Genomic DNA, 17,872 nt, shown 5'->3' with positions numbered 1-17,872 from the left:
TTATTATTCCTCTCCACCATAGATTCTCGGTTTCAGCACACCAATATACGGCAAGTTACGATATTTCTCCTCATAGTCCAGTCCATAACCTACCACAAATTCATTTGGAACCTCAAATCCGATAATATCTGCTTTAATATTTGCTGTACGTCCGGCAGGTTTATCGAGCAATGTAACAATTTTAATTGATTTTGCCTTGCGATATTTAAATAAATCAACTAAATAGCTTAATGTCAAACCACTATCAATAATGTCCTCAATAATTAACAGGTCACGGCCCTCCACTTTTGTGTCCAGATCCTTGACAATTTTAACCTCACCAGAGGAACGCATCTTTCCACCATAGCTTGATACATCCATAAAGTCCATTTCCAGGTGTGTTTCGGTATATCTCAGCACATCCGACATGAATGGCATCGCACCCTTTAATACACCAATTGCAAGCGGAAATTTACCTTCATATTCTTTTGTCAATTGTTTACCAATTTCCGCGCACTTTTTTGCAATATCTTCTTGTGATATTAATATTTTTTCAATATCATTATGCATTTCCGATCCTCCCAATCCAGCGCCGGCGCCCAGCAGCTAGTGCACAACACCTTCCTTTGTACGATGAATCAACATCGGTGAAAGGGGCGCCTCCGCTTTTACATATTACCCTTTTCATAACAAATTTTAATAAATGATGTGTTGTTTGCCTGTTTCCTTGGCTGTCCTTTTCTTAAACCGATAAGCCAGAGAATCTCTCCCTTATTATCGGTTACAAGCGGCCAATTATCCCGTTCCTTGACTGGAATTTTTTCATCTATGAAGATATCTTTAATCTTCTTGCTCCCATTAAGCCCCTTCCAGCGCATCCGATCCCCGGCCTTTCGTGTTCTAATATGTAAAGGTAATACGATCTGATCCTTGCAGCAGACATATGTATTCTCATCCTCCGATGAATGATTGCTAAAAACCGTACTAATGACAGATCCGTCCGGCAGTGTCAGTTGCCCTGGGACAGGTAGCGTTTCATTAACCTGAAAGCTTTGGGATTCATCAAAATAGAAGTAAAAATTCAGCATTTGGTACGATTTTTCCACTTTTAGTTCGCGGGGAAAGTCAATCCGGACGTTTGCCTTTTCACTTGCTAACAACGCAAAAAATTGTTCCTCATGAATATACGATAAATCTTTCGGTAATTCATCATACAGATAGTTTAATATTAGATGATAGAACCGCCTTTGTAAAGCAAGGGGATGTGATTGGAAATGATCAATTTGCAATGTTGCCTTGCTTTTCATTTGATCCATCGTAATGACGTTGTCAAAAAGCCGGGAAGCTTCGTTATGCAAGTATTGTTCATCCGCTTGCAGTGATTCGCTTAAATGCTGCACTGTAGTATGTATATTGCCGTTTTGGATTTTTAATAACGGAACAACCTTATTTCGAAAATAATTTCTGGTAAATTCCGTGCCTTCATTTGTCGGATCTCTTCTTGGGATAATGTTCTGTTGTTCGCAGTAGGTTTCAATTTCCCGTTTGCTAACGCCTAATAACGGACGTACAATCAACCCTGTCGCAAATCGGCGTTTTACAGGAATTCCCGCCAGTGCTGTTGGATTGGCAGTTCGGGTTAGTCCCATGAGCATTGTTTCCACTTGATCGTCACCATGATGTCCTAGCGCCAAGTAGCTGGCCTGATGCTTTTTCATTTGCTCAGAAAAAACCTGATATCGTAATTCGCGGGCTGCAACCTCCGTTCCAACCTTTCTCGTTAATTTATACGATGGCACATCCACAAAGGTTCCATAAAATTCAATATTCCATTTTTCACACATTTCTTTTACATAAGTAAGATCTGCTTCCGATTCAGCACCGCGTAACTGATGGTCGACTGAAACCGCGATGATACGAAGATTATAATCGGTTTGGATCGACCAGAGAAAGTGCAGAAGTGCCATTGAATCAGGACCACCGGATACACCAGCAAGTATCGTTCTATTATTTTCCAATAACCGATGTTTTTTGATAAATGCCATAACCGCTTCACGCATGCTTATCCATCCTTATTTCCTTTAGTAGAGGATGTTCAAAAAGTCCGGTAAAAATGACGCATCGAATTTCTCGGTCCTTTTTATCCTCCTTTTTGAACACGCACTTATAGCATAATACTACACCTATCGCTAAGGAAGTAAAAGTGATGAGAGATAGTAGACTAGTGACAGAATGAAAAGTCCTGTGAGTTCCACTATGACTGGTCCTTGCTTGGCAGTCCGCTGTCTCCTTGTGCTCCGCTTAACCGTATGTCCCCTTTGTGCCAGATAGATCGTACTAGCCAATTCCTTTTTCATTTGTGCACTAGATTGATATTTTCCCTGAATCGCTTTTTTTAAGCATGATCGGTACATTTTTAACGATTGAGCTTCATGCAACTTTGTAATGAGTTGTTTTTCCGGGTTCGCCCCGCGATTAAATCGTTTAGGGAAATATATAGCTAAAAAAACCATGACAAATGCAAACAGATCATAGCTTGGTTCAGCCCGCCTTGAACCCATTCCCCAATAACCCCGATCGTAAAACTCCGTATATTCCTTAATCGCCCTGCCTATCTGTGTTGTTCCCCCGACATCGACCCAGCGAACTTTTGGCGGGGAAGATGTAACAAGCAGATTATCGGTTTTCAAATCACCAAATACCCAACCAGACTGATGGAGCCTCTCCAAGTCGTCTAATAACTGCAGCATGAAAACACCAATCCACTCACTGCCGTTTCGTTTCATAAAACTGGTAATGCTTTCTCCCTGCAAATATTCCATCACGTAAAATGCATATTTTATCCCTTGAGGTGTCTCCCAATCATCAACATCGAATAAAGAAGGCCCAAGACGATTCCCTTGGACCTTGGCTAGTGATTTTAGTACATTTACTTCCATCGTCATCGATGTACTATTATCACTGATTTTTAATGCTCGGTTTTTTCCATTGTGCGCACATAGATAAACAGATCCAATTGCACCACTTCCCAATTTACGTTTGATGACATAATGATGCTGGTGCCACTTCCCTTTTATGGTCATACCCGGCTGTAATTCAATACCCTGCTTCTTCCACGTCTGATTCATCTTCATTTTCAAAGCCCCTTAACAAGCTTTTTTTGCCAAATTGATACATCGCTTCCCGGATAGCTGGTCCTGTTGGTGTAATGCCTCCACTGGTCAGCTTCGGGAAAACAGTTGACACTTCATCCAGTTTTGGTGACCAATCAAATACCTTTTGAATACTATTCCGCTTACCAGGAAAACTGTAAATACAGAAACGATTACGACCAATACGGGCATTTAAACTAATCGACAAATCAATTAATGCCTCTTTAACCGTTGGAAGTTTATCATGCATGCTCGCACTCGTGTCAACAAGAACAAGCACCTCCAAGTCACATGTTTCTCCCATGTCTTCCACAACTTCCATTATTTCCCCGCGTTTTTCCGGTTCCAGGTCTTCCATCGTTTGTTCGGAACCAAGAATTTGCTTTAATTCCTGATTAACAAAACCTTGCAATGTTTGCGTCATTGCCTGTTTTGTTACCATTTGTACGGTCTGTGATAATGATTGCTTATAAACTAACTGGCTTACACCGCCACCAGAAAGGGCAATATCCTCAACTTCTTTTAATCCTTCTGATTCTTCTGTTTGATCATCGTCCAAAATCCCAATAACATTAACCGTAATGCCTTGCCGGGAAGCAATATTCGCTGTTGCCGCAGGATCTTCTCCCCGATTCGAGCAACCATCCGTTATTAATAAAATCTGTTTCAACGTCCCTTTTTTCACAAAAGTCCCTCCCAACTATTCCAGTACCAGCTTCACCAGAATAGGAAGGGAATATACATTTTAAAAGCGGAAGCGCCCGTTAAGACGGTCAACGTTGGCTGTTGATGTGACGTGCCTGGTCGTACTTCCCCTTCATCCCCATCACTGTGCTTCCTTGGCATATGCCGGGATACTTGCCCATTGTGGGGTGTTCTGTTTAATTTTGGCTACCATGACCGTCATATCGTCCTCAATTGCCCCTGACCTGGTACGAACAACTTCTTCCAGCAGCAAATCAGCGATTTCCTGTGGATCATCGGTACATATTTCACGGATTTTCCGTTTTAACCAGACATCTGTGTTTTCTACATGCTTTGGTCCGTCAAAAATGCCGTCACTCATCATAATTAATAAATCCTCCGCCTTTAATTGTTCACTGACAATGTCCACATCAAACTCTTGAATAATCCCCATCGGCAAATTACTTGCCTCAATTTTAATCATCTGCTCCCCCCGTTTGATGAAGCTTGGGGTCGAACCAATTTTTAAAAACCGGACAAACGCATTGTGCAAATTGATAACAGCAAGATCGAGCGTCGCATACATCTCGTCAGTCGATCGCAATGAAAGGATAGAGTTGATTGATTTAATCGCCACTTTTTCCGGAATGCCCGTCTGTAAAATCTGCTGCAGTAAACGTAATGTCTCCCCGCTTTCTTCATGAGCCCGTTTTCCATTACCCATTCCATCACTAATTGCCATGGCATACTTTCCCGCTCCAAGTTCAATTGTGGTAAAACTGTCACCAGAAATTAAACCACCACCTTTAGCAGCATTTGCTACTCCTGTTTCAATGATGAATTCCTTCGCAGAACCAAAAGCTAAATAACAATAGCCGTTCGGAAATGGTGAAATTTCCTCCTGTTTCACAATAATCATTTCATTTAAAATATCGGAAAGCACGGGAGCAATTAACTTTGGACCTTCACCACGATAATCATAAAACGAAACCGTCATTTCAATATCGACATTACCCTTGTCCAACCGGTATATATCAAGTTTTTCCAGAGCAATTCCCATATGATTCAGGGCATTGACAATCTGTATTTCCTGGTTTTCATGATGCTGTCTTTCTTTTAAAATTTCCTTGGCAAAGTTCTCCATGACCTCTGAAACACCTTGCAGCTGATCAGCAACAAACCGCTTACTCTCCATCACTTGTTTTTTTAGCTTCTGATTCGCCTCAAAGAATGACATTTCTTCCTTCATTGTGTCCATTACCTTTTTTGATTTCACACAATGATTGGCGAAGTCCCGATTTAATTTACGGTTCGGTTCCTTTCCCTCCTCCAATTCATCTTTCATATCCTCCATTAATGAATAGGTTTTATCAAATTGCTGCTGCCAGCATTTGTTTTTCATAAAGCAGCTTTGACATGTCTTCTCGGTAACTTGGCTCAGGAAAAAGTCTGTCTCTCGTTTCCGGTCCATTTCCTCCTGGGGCAGCTCTTCCGCGTTTGTGAAGCTCTTTGACAGGGCCTCAAACACATCGGAAAACTGTTCTACCCGTTTAGCAGTAACATTGCGCACCTTCTGCAAATATTGTTCCTGCTCATTTGTATATTCCTCTGTACCAGGAATATAGCGGGACAACCGTTTAAACCAGCTTGCCGGTGTCAGGATGAAAAACAGAATAGCAATAGACGATTCCATAATAGAAGGCACGAGTGAGGAAGCGTCGCCGTAAATTCCAACTAAAAACGTCCCAACCAGCAACCCAACACTAACTCCCACCTTCTTCCCTTCCTTCAGCAGTCCACCGAGCAAACCGGAAAAGGCAAGCAAGCTCATTTGATATAGATTGGCAACGTTTGCAAGGGAAAGAATCAGACCTGCCACGACACCGACCGTTGAACCAACTGCAGCCCCTCCGACAAAAGCAAGCAGCAGTACAAAATAGCGGGAGAATATCTGTTCAAATGATGCATCATACACCTCCCAGCCAATTGTCCCTGTCAAAATGGATGCAATTAAAATGATCATGCAAACAATTTCCTCATTTTTTAATGTTGGTTTATATCGTTTTGGTGATAATAGCGGAATGCTCTGCATAAATATAAGTACAAGCACCGTACCAAGCACCCCTTCAACAAATAAAAGCATCCACTCATACGATGTGAGCTGGCCAGCCATGGAATAAAAAAACAAACGTGGCGCAATCGTGGATAAAAACACAAAAAGCGGAATGATTACTTGTTGATTTTTGGCATTTTTAAACAAGCCAGCCAGAAATATAAATACAATCATGGCTAATGTAATAAAAACACCCTGATTCACGGAGAAACTTAATGCCCCGGCAATAATAGCAAGCATTACTTTAGCAGCCTTTTCTTTATGTACAAACCAGATCGTTGCTAAAAACGCGACCGCGAATGGCGAAACAACGGATAATATAACGGCTCGTCCCAGTAAAAAGCCAACAATAAAAAACAGCCACCCCTTTTCCAGCAAGATTCCTTTCACCCCGGTTGAAATCTTTCTTTTTACTTTATGAATGTTTTTTACCTCTTGTCCAAATGCTTTCGTATCCGCTCTCGGAATTGAATCGATCATATACAAGCCCTCCCTCTTTGGATCATTAAATCATAAGCTGGATTGTTTTTTTGTCAAAACAACAGAGTATATTCCAAAAATCGTTCGACTAAGTTTTTACAGGACTTGGGATTTTTCTACAAGCGCTAACGAAATCCTCAGGGAGCAGATGCTCATGCTTTTTCATTCTTTAACTGCTGCTCCCTTAAGTTATGAAAGATTATTACTTAAAAATTTACCGTGGATCTTTTCGTGTTTAACAGGAAAAGTTGTGTTTATTACTATCAGGATAACTCGAATAATGGATAAAACTTTCTGTGTGCGTATTATTTATTATTTGGAGGTAACACCGAATACGAAATATACACCATTTTCTACCTATTATGTAAATATAATCTCTGTATTGACACATCGGATTCGCTATTGTAATATATCATTTGTGACTTATTTAGGCGGCGTAGCTCAGCTGGCGAGAGCGTACGGTTCATACCCGTGAGGTCGTGGGTTCGATCCCCTCCGCCGCTATACAGAGGTCAGAAAAAAGTCGGCTATGCGCCGACTTTTTAATTTTAAAAGGAAATCGGCTTTTTTGCCGATTTCTTGTTATTCCGACTTCTGGTTTCCGATCTCTGACTTCCGGTCTACCTGAGGTCAAATTTACTAGGAATCAGCTAAACACTAATTCCTTTCTTACATAATAAAACATGTATCAACCTTCTTGGGGTGATACATGCCTTTGATTTAAAACTAAAGAAAGTATAAAATTTGAGGCGCAGTTATGCTTACAGCAGAACGGGCCACGTCCGGCTTCAGCGCCTTTGTTCTACTACTAATATGCCAGACATTATTTCCATTATGCGCTGTAGATTAAAGTAAAAACGCTGTAGACTTGAGCGGTGCGCTATAGATTGATGGATAATCGCTGTAGAATGAGCCGGAATCGCTGTAGATTGCCCGAGATTCGCTGTAGTTTGAAGCAAAAACGCTATAGTGTAAAGTGAGTCGTCTTGCGCAATTCAGCAGGGGAGTTCCTTCAGATTTGGGCGGTAGTTTTCTTCGACCGAATAGGGCCGGGAAGACGACGATCAAGATGCTCACCGTGTTGCTGGAGCCGACAGGCAGGTCTGCCGAAATCAATGGAATAGAAAGCTGGTAAAACCCGCTCATAGCGAAAGAAAAAAATGCATATGTGCCTAATCAGCTAAATCTTAAGTCATAATGAATACCTTGAAGTCAGAAAAAAAAGGAATCGGCGTTTTGCCGATTCCTGCTAATCCGATTTCTGGCTTCTGATCTCTGACTTCCGATTCTATATATTAAAATGAAAATCGACCCTCTAGCCGATTTCTTCAATCTGGCTTCTGAACTCCGACATCCGAAATAGACAGCAGTTGCTATCCTCTTTTTGCACCTCGACCCCCACGTCTGGATTCCGTGTGCTTCTTTAAAGAGGCTAAACGGTCTTCAGAATCTTTGAGAAAACGATTCATTTTTGATTCAAATGATTCCGTGCGCTCACGGGTGTTCCTCTGGCGTGCAGGTCTATCTTTTGCTTTCTTAATCGATAAACCGATCTTGCCATCCTTTTCGACATTAATCACTTTCACCTTAACCTCGTCCCCGACACTAAGATGTTCATTAATGTCTTTCACATAGTTGTCGGCAACCTCACTAATATGAACAAGACCAGTTTTGCCTTCTCCAAGCTCAACAAAGGCCCCGAAATTAGTGATACCTGTTACCTTTCCCTGCAGCTTGCTGCCTACTTCGATTGACATAAAAAAAATGCTCCTCCTTAAAGAATTAAATATATAGTTCTAATATATTATAGCTAAGCATATGAAAGCGTGTCAATAAGATGGATCCTCGTCAGGAATTTTGAAGATGGTTTCCCCCTCATCAGAGAAAAAATAGTTTGTCCGGGCAATCTCCAACACATAATCTTCATCTTTTAACAGGTTAATTTCTTCGGTAAGGTTTTCCTCTTCCTTTTTCAACGTAGTCAATTTATCCTGCAGCTCTGTATATTGTTCCTTTTTTTCAGCATGAAGTGTACGCTGTTTAACATGGTATGCAGCCATACTGCCAATCGTGATGATTACTACAATAGAAAATAACGCTAGACGACGAATCAGACGCTTCTTTTTCTTCTTCTGTCTTTCTATGTATGCGTCATATTGCTGCATATAGTGTGAATCCAGTCTTGTTACGGTTTTTTTCTTTGTCGGCAAGGCCTGCTACCTCCTTTTAAACTTTAAATACTCCAAGCCCTTTCTACATATATTCTTTATTGTACTATAAAATCCTGCTGTTTTGTGTAAAAAATTTTGGATACTTTTTGGCAGCAGACGATAAATCAGATAAATTACCCATTTTATCGGGAAAATGATAACCTTAGCTATAAAAAGGAGAATCGATATGACGAGCTGAACGACAAACAGAATTAATGTTATTACTAATTGTATAAGGTATTTTACCGGGGTGATAATTAATGTTTGGATCAGCTTTTCCAAAAAGTGATAGCAAGCTGCAATTACACGGATAACATATTCCAGTAAACGTTTATAGGCGTGAGCAGCCAATGCCTGGTATGCAGCAAAACCCAGTAAAAGCGCTAAAAACACATAAAAGCGTAATTCGCCAGCATTGACACGGAATAACACATAAAATAACAGCAAAACCTGTGACAGCCAAAAGGTAATCTCCAAAAAATAGCGTAAAAATCGATTTTCTTTCCAATGTGGCTGAAAACGACGAAATGTCTCTTGAATGATCCCCAAATAAAAGCCGCTTATCACCATGACAATCATCGTCATGAACTGGACATCGAGTGTCATCGAAATAGCTTGCTAAAGAATCCTTTAGCTTTCTCCTGGTGTTGTTCATCTACATAGGAGAGCTCATATATTTTCCCTTTTATCGAAACTAGTCCTTCACCAACATCAAGATTTTTCAATTGCAGGTTTTGTCCGCGGATGATTAGGAACCCCATTACCGTTTCCAGTAGAAATTCTTCATTATCAAAACTGTCTACCTCTTTAACACCTGAGATTTCCAAGTTTTTTCGGTTATTAATCTTTACGTAATGATCTTGTTGCACACGTTGTACGGAATCTTTTTCATAATAATTCATACCTTGTCCCTCCTTGTCATTATTAACCTATGATAGATTGGACAAGGATAGAACTTAACTTTTCTTTCCTTTTTGCACACACTTTTCTAATAGATAATAAAGTATAAAAATCTAGGCTCTATTCTGCTCATACTAGAGTAGGCCACGTCCGGCTCCAGCGCCTTTGTCGTTTCATACAATCATTTGGTGTCTTTAGGAACTTCCTCTTTTAATACTTTGTACAATGTTTCTGCTTCGTCCTTCTTTACTGTTTCTTTCAGTGCAGTTACTTCAATTGTTACAAGTTTCTGCCCAAACTGAATAACGAGCTTATCGCCTACTGTTACATTGGACGCTGCTTTTGCTTGATGGCCATTAATCGTAATCCGTCCTTTATCAGCAACTTCCTTTGCCAGTGTCCGGCGCTTAATTAATCTGGATACTTTTAAAAATTTGTCAAGACGCAAATTGATCACTCCTCAACCTTTGCTTGATTCCAATACTCGTCCATTTCACGCAAACTCGCTTGATTAATGTCTTTATTTTCTTCATGAAGCCGTTTTTCAATATAGGAAAACCGTGAAATGAATTTTTGATTGGTTCGATTTAAGGCGATTTCCGGGTTCACCTTATAATACCTCGAAATATTCGCCAGCACAAACAGAACATCACCCAATTCCCTTTCTATTTCCTCTTGGTTCGCTTCTCCAATAGCCTCTTGCACTTCAGCAAGCTCTTCATTCAGTTTTTCCCACACACCATCAATGTTTTCCCATTCGAATCCAACTTTAGCTGCTTTTTTCTGCAATTGATAAGCTTTGGCAAGTGCTGGTATACGCTTTGGAACACCATCCAATACCGATTTACGCTGTTTGCCCTTTTCCTCCTGCTTCAATGCATCCCAATTTGTGTAAACATCGGCAATAGAATCCGCTTTTTTATCACCGAAAACGTGCGGATGGCGATGGATCATTTTATCCGTTATCGACTTGATCACATCATCAACTGTAAAATAACCGGAATCTTCCCCGATCTGACTGTGCAGCATGACCTGCAGAAGAAGATCACCCAATTCCTCGATGATTCCTTCATCATCCCCCGCGTCAATCGCATCAATTAATTCATACACTTCTTCGATGGCATACTCCCGTAATGACTCATGTGTTTGTTCCTTATCCCATGGGCAGCCCTTTGTACCACGCAGTTCCGCGATCACCTCACGTAACCGGTTAAACGTATGGTGCAATTGCTTCTGTGGTACTGGTGGAATATAAACACTTGTCAGATTGCTGATTTCCATTACATGATCAAGCTCTGTAAGCGGGATGGTCGTCATTTTTTCCTGATTACTGCCTGCAGCTTCGACAATGGTAATTTGATAATCTGCTGGAAGATCCTCTAGCAGCTCAAGTTTAACCTCTGAGGCAATAAAACGGTCGTAAACCTGACAAAAGATTATGTGATGCTGATAATCGAGCTGGCTTCGCTTGAATGAAGTAGCATCAACAAATTGGAACCCGTCAATCGGGTCAATTGCAAGTCCGGTGAACAAATCATCTAAATAGCTTTGTCCGCCCGCAACAGTTACAGCAGTATCGTTCCGTTCCAATAGCAGCTGGACTGTTTTTTCAGCAAGCATTGGATGTCCAGGAACAGCATAAATAACTGGTGATTCTAATGAATGTTCGACCAATTTTTCTGTAATTTCCTGATAGATATCACGAAAATGTTCTTTGGATTCATACACCTCGTCGAAGGACACGAAACTAACTCCTTCAGCCTGTAAAGCTTCAATGACCGGGTGTTTCATCGTCCGGACATAGATCTCTTTCGTTGTATTTGTTAATTTTTTATAGATCCCAAGTGGCAGTTGGTCGATATCTCCTGCACCCAGGCCAATAACTTCAATTTTTTGAACCACGTTTTCTCCTCTCTTTATGTAACTGAACTAAAAATGAGGAAAATGGCAGCATCATCAATTCCTCTTCCGTAAATGCCTTGTTTTTTAGTAGTAAAACTAGATAAACAGCTGCACCTGATAATACGACAAATAAAACATAAATAAGTAATCCAAAACGAGAATAGGTAAACAAATGAATAGAAAAATCAATAAGTAAAAGATATATAGCCATCCCAAGGCCAGAAATGATAAGAGCCCGCCAATTTAAGGTTTTCCAAAACAATAAATCAGGCAGTTTGCGTTTTAACTCGATCATAACCAATCCACTAAGAATCAGTAAGCTGATCACAGTAGCAATCGCACTTCCTGTGATACCCAATAATGGGACAAGCACCTGATTAACAATCCATTTTATAAAAAATGCAATGAAAATAAATGCTGCTGTTCGTTTCAAATATCCTAATCCCTGGAGAATGGAGGACGCGGTAATGGCAATCGAACAGAGAACTATCGCCATAACCAGAATACGTAAGCTGGAAGTCCCTTTATCATTTTGAAACAATAACATATTTGCATCCGGAAAAATAATGACCAATCCGATTGTTGCACCAACTGCTAAATAAAAACTGAATTTCAGTGTACTGCGAATATAATGGTGGAATTGAATCGGATTTGCTTCCAGCTTTTGTTTGGAAATGGAAGGAATCAAGGCTAATGCAAAAGAGGAGCCAATCACCGTTCCAAGCTGAATTAATGGTTGTCCCCTGTCAAATACCCCTTTGGCCGCCATCGCCTCATGCTGTGACAGGCCGTATTCCATCAAGCCAGGGACCAAAGTAAAGGCATCCGCAAATTGAATAACAAGTAATAGCATATGATTCAAAGCGGCAATGACACCAAAAATAAGCAGTGTCTTCAAATAAAACCCCCAAGGAATAGGAAACGATCCACTTCCAATTGGCTTATGTTTTAAAAAATAGACCCCCAGAACGACGAAGGCCATAACTGATCCTGCAATCGAAGCAACTGCCGCGGCTATGCCAATTTCATAAATATTTTTTCCTGTGCCTGTGAGCATAGCTGCTGCAAAAATAATCATAACAACACGTACAGATTGTTCACCAATTTGCGATAATGCAGTTGGCGTCATTTGATAACTACCTTGAAATACCCCTCGCAATAATGCTGTTAAAGGGATCAGCAAAAAGGCAAAAGCCGTATACTCGAGCCCGGTTTCCAAGTGAATGTTTCCCATCCATATGGCGATCTCATGGGCATTTAAAAACAGAAAAAGAAATATTGCACCATTTACGACAAATAATATGGATAAGATCGGTATATAAAAACTGCTGTACGATAGCTGTCTGTCCTTAGCCCCTATTTCAACCGCCATTTTTGCTATTGCGGATGGGAAGCCATATAACGATAAGACGAGGGCAATTCCGAGAAATGGATATACTTGCTGATAAATGTAAAACCCGATATCTCCCGTCAGATTTTGCAAAGGGATCCGATACCCCGCACTTAGAACTTTACTGATAACACCAGCCATTGTTAGGATTAGTGCACCTTTTACTAATTTATTTGATTCATTGCCATCCATGACAAACGCCTTTCTAACACGAACTTCATTTCAAATTTATTATAGCATATGAACAGGCCTGTCTAATAAAACTGGACGATTATTCCTTTAAGACATTTTCCATGATGGTTCAGCAACTTTCGTTGAAACTTCAGTAACTTTCGTCAAAACTTCAAGCACTTTTTAATGAAACTTCGGCAACTTCCAGTAGGACTTCAGCACTTTTCCCAATTACGCATATTATTATCCAAAAAAAATCAGCGCAACCTTCTACGCTGATTTTCCTGTTTGTTCATCACTGATTATTCCATCTGCTTTGCCAAGAAATTGGCTGCTGTTTCGATTGCCTTTTGTTCGACATTGCTAAGTGCTTTACCATCCTTTGCATACATCATAACACAACCGATAGGATCACCGTTTGCAATAATTGGATTAACACAATAGGAGGTCAACTCTTCTTCCCTACCTTCCAGAATTTCCAAAGTGGACTTTTCGGTTTCGAATAAAACCGAGCGATTCTCGATAGCCTTTTCCAGTTTTGTGCCAATATTTTTATTTAAGTAGTCTTTTTTGGAATCTCCTGCAACTGCGATAATTTCATCACGGTCGCAAATGATTACCGGGTAATTTAGGGAATCGAATAGTGCTTCAGCATATTCTTTTGCAAAGCTGCCCAGTTCATTTATTGGTGAGTATTTTTTTAGGATGACTTCACCTTCTCTGTCAACAAATATTTCTAATGGATCTCCTTCGCGTATACGCAATGTTCTTCTGATTTCCTTCGGGATTACTACTCTTCCTAAATCATCAATTCGACGTACAATTCCTGTTGCCTTCATTTTTATGAAGCCTCACTTTCCTATGATGATCGTCTCTGGTACCATTTTTCACTTCTATTCTTAGCAAAATTGGGATAAGTAATATGGTTGTTGTTTGGTCTATTGGTAAGAATGTATTAACTCGTTACCTGGAGTGGCCATGTCCAGCTCCAGCGCCCAGCGGCTAGTGGACAACACCCGCCTCCGTACGATAAGTCAACATCGCCTTGGGTAAGAAGGAAGGCCGACTAAGAACGGGCTTTGCGCCCAACGTCGGCATACCCCTTTTGCAGGGGCATGTTTCCTTTATCTCCTGCGGTTCAGTCCAGTCCATACGCCGCTAACCGGGCGCTTCCGCTTTTCTTATTTCCCTTTAAAGCTAGATACTTTCATAAAGTGAAAAAAGCACCAGTTGTGGTTTTAGTATAATTCATCTGGTAAGAACTATGCATAAAACACATTTTTTTCTAATTTTCGCGATCCACAGTGGATAGTTGTTTAATAAATTCTGTAACAACCTCGTATCGTTTATGTTTCACTTCGCTTGGCCATTTATATACGATCTTCAATTTTTTATTTTCTGTTCCAAGCTGGATACCGCGGCCAAATGTATTAGCTAAAGTGAATAGTTTTGATCCATCAATCCGTTGGCTGCGTTCCTCGTCGACAAGCAACTCGATTTTATTGTTTTTCTCATTTATCGATTCAACCCTTTCCTGTTTCGCATACATTTTCATTGTCGAAACAATGAACAGATGCTCCACTTCTCCTGGATAATCCCCGAACCGATCGATTAATTCTTCTTGTAAATCTGCAATGTTTTCGGCAGAGGCAAGACTTTGAAAGCGCTTATACATATCAATTTTTTGCTTTTCATCTTTAATATATGATTCCGGAATATAGGCATCAAGTTCAAGGGAAAGCTCTGGTTCAAAGACTTTGATTTCATCTAATTCTTTGCCTGCCTTGCGTGCATCAATAGCATCCTTCAACATTTGCGAATACATATCGAAACCAACAGAATCAATAAAGCCATGCTGCTGGGCGCCTAATAGGTTACCAGCACCGCGGATCGACAAATCACGCATCGCAATTTTAAATCCGGATCCAAGTTCAGTGAATTCCTTAATTGCTTGCAGACGCTTTTCGGCAATTTCTGTTAATACTTTATCCCTTTGGTATGTGAAATACGCATAGGCAACACGATTGGATCGTCCTACTCGGCCTCTTAGCTGATACAGTTGACTTAATCCCATACGATCGGCATCATAGACAATTAATGTATTAACATTTGGAATATCTACACCCGTTTCAATAATCGTGGTACTAACTAAAACATCGAATTCCCCTTCCAAAAAGCCAAACATAACACTTTCAAGCTCTGTCTCGTTCATCTGGCCATGCGCAATCCCAACCTTGGCATCATCGACAAGCATGCCTATTTCCCGGGCAATACGGTCAATATTCTCAACACGATTATAAAGGAAAAACACTTGGCCCCCTCGAGCCATTTCCCGTTCAATTGCCTCCCTGATGAAAACCGGATTATATTCCATTACATATGTTTGGATTGGAAAGCGGTTTTCTGGGGGTGTCTCAATAACAGATAGATCACGGACACCTAACATCGACATATGCAATGTTCTTGGAATTGGTGTAGCTGTTAATGTTAAAACGTCGACATTTGTTTTCAGCTGCTTAATTTTTTCTTTATGTTTCACACCAAATCGCTGCTCCTCATCAACAACGAGCAAGCCAAGATCCTGATAGTGTACATCCTTTGACAATAGGCGATGTGTCCCAATAACAATATCGACCAGACCCCTGTTTAATCCGTCCAGTGTTTCCTTTTGCTGTTTTTTCGTCCGGAATCTGCTGAGTAATCCAATATTAACGGCATGACCCTGGAACCTTTCGCGAATTGTTTCAAAATGCTGCTGTGCCAAAATGGTTGTCGGAACTAAAATGGCCACTTGTTTCCCATCAGCAACCGCTTTAAACGCTGCACGAATCGCCACTTCCGTTTTGCCGTATCCCACATCCCCACACAACAAACGATCCATTGGCCGTGATTTTTCCATATCCTGTTTAATTTCCTCAATACATCTCAACTGGTCCTCCGTTTCCTGATACGGAAAGGATGCTTCAAACTCACGCTGCATTTCAGTGTCCTTTGAAAACGCATAACCTTTTCTTGCTTCCCGTTCCGCATAAAGCTTGATGAGATCGTCAGCAATATCTTCTACCGATGATTGTACTTTTCGTTTTACCTTCGTCCATTCACTGCCGCCCAATTTATATAATTTAGGCTCTTTCCCTTCAGAAGCGACAAATTTTTGTACCAAATCAATTTGGTCAATGGGGACGTATAGCTTATCGTCCCCGGAATACTTGATAAGCATATAATCCTTGTGCAAATCATTCAGTTTAAGTGTTTCAATTCCCAGATATTTACCAATACCATGGTTCGCATGGACAACATAGTCACCAACACGTAGCTCCTGGTAGCTTTTTATTCGTTCCGCATTAGAAATTTTTTGTTTTTTCCGGGAACGTTTCGTTACTTTTTTGAACAGTTCATTTTCCGTGATCAGGACTAATTTGTGCATTGGGAATTCGATACCACCACTAATATTCCCAATTGAAATTGTCGGTTTTTTAACTGGCAATGTTAATTGTTTTACAAAAGCTGCTTCAATATCATAATCAGTAAAAATGGAATGAATCTTCTCCGCACGTTTTTCATTCGGTGCTAATATTACAACGGAAAAGTTTCCTTTTTCCCAGCGCTTTAATTCATTTTTAAATAAATGCATTTGTCCGTGGAATTCCTGCATTGCCCTTGTGGACAAATTAATAATATTTTCCGGCTGCGTATTCGGAATATGACGTAAAAAAACAGACATATAAATTCGCTGCTGCTTTTGTACTTTATCACCAATATCATGCCAATCAAAAGAAAACCGGTTCTGCTGCACCATTTGATTGGATGCCAAAAGACTGCTGTACCATTCGGCCTCCTCCGTATCCAAATGGGTAGCCGTTTCCTGGATTCTGCTCATTTCATCAAGCACAATCATGCCTTTGTCTGGCAGATAATCTAACAAACTAGCAGGATCTTTGTAAAGAAAGCCACTATATTTCGCCATTTCCGGAAAACGCTCGAGATTTTTCAACCGTTCGATATCATGTTTAATTACTTCATTAAGCGTTTCTTTGGCTTCTTTCTTCTGCATTTTTTGCAGGGATTTTGCCAATGCTTCCTCTAAACGTTCAGCACCTGTAACCATATCCTCATCTGTTAGCAACAGCTCTGTAGCAGGGCCAACCTTTATTTCCTTTCGTTTTTCCAATGAACGTTGGGAATCGGCATCAAAATAGCGGATCGAATCTACTTCTTCATCGAATAATTCGATACGTATTGGATGTTCTTCCGTAACCGGATAAATATCAATAATCCCGCCGCGCATACTGAATTCCCCTGGTGTATTTACCATGGAAGCACGCTCATATCCCATATCTACTAATGACTGGACGCAGGATTTGATATCTATTTCTTTGCCAAGATTAAATTGCAATTGATATTTCAGCCAATAGTCTGACGGAGGCAGCATTCGTTTTAATGCGGCAACCGGGGCGATTAATATACCTGATTTCCTTTCTGACCATTCCGTTAACGCCTCTATGCGCTGGCTTTTTAGTTCCGGACTTGCCACGGCAATTTCTGAGGCAATTAATTCATTTACCGGATATAAGTGAATGTCCTTATCCCTGTTAAATTCAGATAAGTCATCATAGAGCTGCTGTGCCTGAGCCAATTGGTGCGTCACCAGCAGCATTGGTTTCTTTTTAGCCTCATTAATAATGGAGACAAGGATACTTCTGGCGGATCCTGATAAACCAGCAATAAGCTGTTCTTTCATGCCAATGGAAATCCCGTTTATAATTGATTGTATATCTTCTTTTGATTGTAAAAACCCATTAATCCCTTTCATCGTAAACCCCCGATTAAGCTAGAAATGCGTGTTCAAATGGTATGCCGAATTGGGTCTTACAGGACCAAGGCGTTAGAG

The 17,872-nt window shown here is 40.5% G+C and carries 14 protein-coding genes and 1 tRNA gene; 1 reads left to right on the top strand and 14 read right to left on the bottom strand.

Annotated features, from left to right (window positions below; all coding sequences use genetic code 11):
* Nucleotides 1–3: 3 nt before the first annotated feature.
* From hpt to spoIIE, 5 genes are all read right to left on the bottom strand, one after another.
* Nucleotides 4–549: a hypoxanthine phosphoribosyltransferase gene (gene hpt / locus CZ382_RS13795; RefSeq protein ID WP_088051784.1), complete on the bottom strand. Its 546-nt coding sequence runs from the start codon at nt 547–549 to the stop codon at nt 4–6.
* Nucleotides 550–647: 98 nt separating this feature from the next.
* Nucleotides 648–2,039 carry a tRNA lysidine(34) synthetase TilS gene (tilS, locus tag CZ382_RS13790; protein WP_088051783.1) on the bottom strand — a complete coding sequence of 464 codons (1,392 nt, stop codon included), beginning with the start codon at nt 2,037–2,039 and terminating at the stop codon, nt 648–650.
* A gap of 129 nt (nt 2,040–2,168) precedes the next feature.
* Complete coding sequence (locus CZ382_RS13785; protein ID WP_088051782.1) at nt 2,169–3,113, bottom strand: protein kinase domain-containing protein; 945 nt, start codon at nt 3,111–3,113, stop codon at nt 2,169–2,171.
* The gene (locus CZ382_RS13780) at nt 3,076–3,816 is read right to left on the bottom strand and encodes a VWA domain-containing protein (protein WP_088051781.1); all 741 of its coding nucleotides are present in this window, start codon (nt 3,814–3,816) and stop codon (nt 3,076–3,078) included. The genes CZ382_RS13785 and CZ382_RS13780 overlap by 38 nt, the downstream gene beginning before the upstream one ends.
* A gap of 141 nt (nt 3,817–3,957) precedes the next feature.
* The gene (spoIIE, locus tag CZ382_RS13775; protein ID WP_088051780.1) at nt 3,958–6,408 is read right to left on the bottom strand and encodes a stage II sporulation protein E; all 2,451 of its coding nucleotides are present in this window, start codon (nt 6,406–6,408) and stop codon (nt 3,958–3,960) included.
* Between the two features lie 430 nt (nt 6,409–6,838).
* Between spoIIE and CZ382_RS13770 the strand changes: the two genes are divergently transcribed.
* Nucleotides 6,839–6,912 (top strand) — tRNA-Met (locus tag CZ382_RS13770).
* An 869-nt stretch (nt 6,913–7,781) separates the two neighbouring features.
* On the opposite strand, the gene CZ382_RS13765 is transcribed toward CZ382_RS13770, so the two are convergent.
* The 9 genes from CZ382_RS13765 to mfd form a co-directional block, all read right to left on the bottom strand.
* Nucleotides 7,782–8,165 carry a S1 domain-containing RNA-binding protein gene (locus CZ382_RS13765; RefSeq protein WP_088051779.1) on the bottom strand — a complete coding sequence of 128 codons (384 nt, stop codon included), beginning with the start codon at nt 8,163–8,165 and terminating at the stop codon, nt 7,782–7,784.
* 72 nt (nt 8,166–8,237) lie between these two features.
* Nucleotides 8,238–8,618 carry an FtsB family cell division protein gene (locus CZ382_RS13760; protein WP_088051778.1) on the bottom strand — a complete coding sequence of 127 codons (381 nt, stop codon included), beginning with the start codon at nt 8,616–8,618 and terminating at the stop codon, nt 8,238–8,240.
* Nucleotides 8,619–8,624: 6 nt separating this feature from the next.
* Nucleotides 8,625–9,224, bottom strand: coding sequence for a spore cortex biosynthesis protein YabQ (gene yabQ, locus CZ382_RS13755; protein WP_088051777.1), 600 nt, complete (start codon nt 9,222–9,224; stop codon nt 8,625–8,627).
* A complete protein-coding gene (gene yabP / locus CZ382_RS13750; protein ID WP_088051776.1) occupies nt 9,221–9,520 on the bottom strand; it encodes a sporulation protein YabP in 300 nt (99 codons plus the stop codon). Before yabP ends, yabQ begins: the two co-directional genes overlap by 4 nt.
* Nucleotides 9,521–9,699: 179 nt before the next feature.
* Nucleotides 9,700–9,966: an RNA-binding S4 domain-containing protein gene (locus tag CZ382_RS13745; RefSeq protein WP_088051775.1), complete on the bottom strand. Its 267-nt coding sequence runs from the start codon at nt 9,964–9,966 to the stop codon at nt 9,700–9,702.
* A 5-nt stretch (nt 9,967–9,971) separates the two neighbouring features.
* On the bottom strand, nt 9,972–11,420 hold the full coding sequence (gene yabN / locus CZ382_RS13740) for a bifunctional methyltransferase/pyrophosphohydrolase YabN (RefSeq protein WP_088051774.1): 1,449 nt from the start codon (nt 11,418–11,420) through the stop codon (nt 9,972–9,974).
* Complete coding sequence (locus CZ382_RS13735) at nt 11,404–13,002, bottom strand: putative polysaccharide biosynthesis protein (protein WP_088051773.1); 1,599 nt, start codon at nt 13,000–13,002, stop codon at nt 11,404–11,406. Before CZ382_RS13735 ends, yabN begins: the two co-directional genes overlap by 17 nt.
* A gap of 281 nt (nt 13,003–13,283) precedes the next feature.
* On the bottom strand, nt 13,284–13,820 hold the full coding sequence (gene spoVT, locus CZ382_RS13730; protein ID WP_088051772.1) for a stage V sporulation protein T: 537 nt from the start codon (nt 13,818–13,820) through the stop codon (nt 13,284–13,286).
* Nucleotides 13,821–14,266: 446 nt separating this feature from the next.
* Nucleotides 14,267–17,794: a transcription-repair coupling factor gene (gene mfd, locus CZ382_RS13725; RefSeq protein ID WP_088051771.1), complete on the bottom strand. Its 3,528-nt coding sequence runs from the start codon at nt 17,792–17,794 to the stop codon at nt 14,267–14,269.
* Nucleotides 17,795–17,872 lie beyond the last annotated feature (78 nt).

The sequence above is a fragment of the Virgibacillus dakarensis genome (assembly GCF_900155625.1).
Classification (GTDB): domain Bacteria; phylum Bacillota; class Bacilli; order Bacillales; family Amphibacillaceae; genus Lentibacillus_C; species Lentibacillus_C populi.
This window is presented reverse-complemented; position numbering and strand designations above follow the sequence as displayed.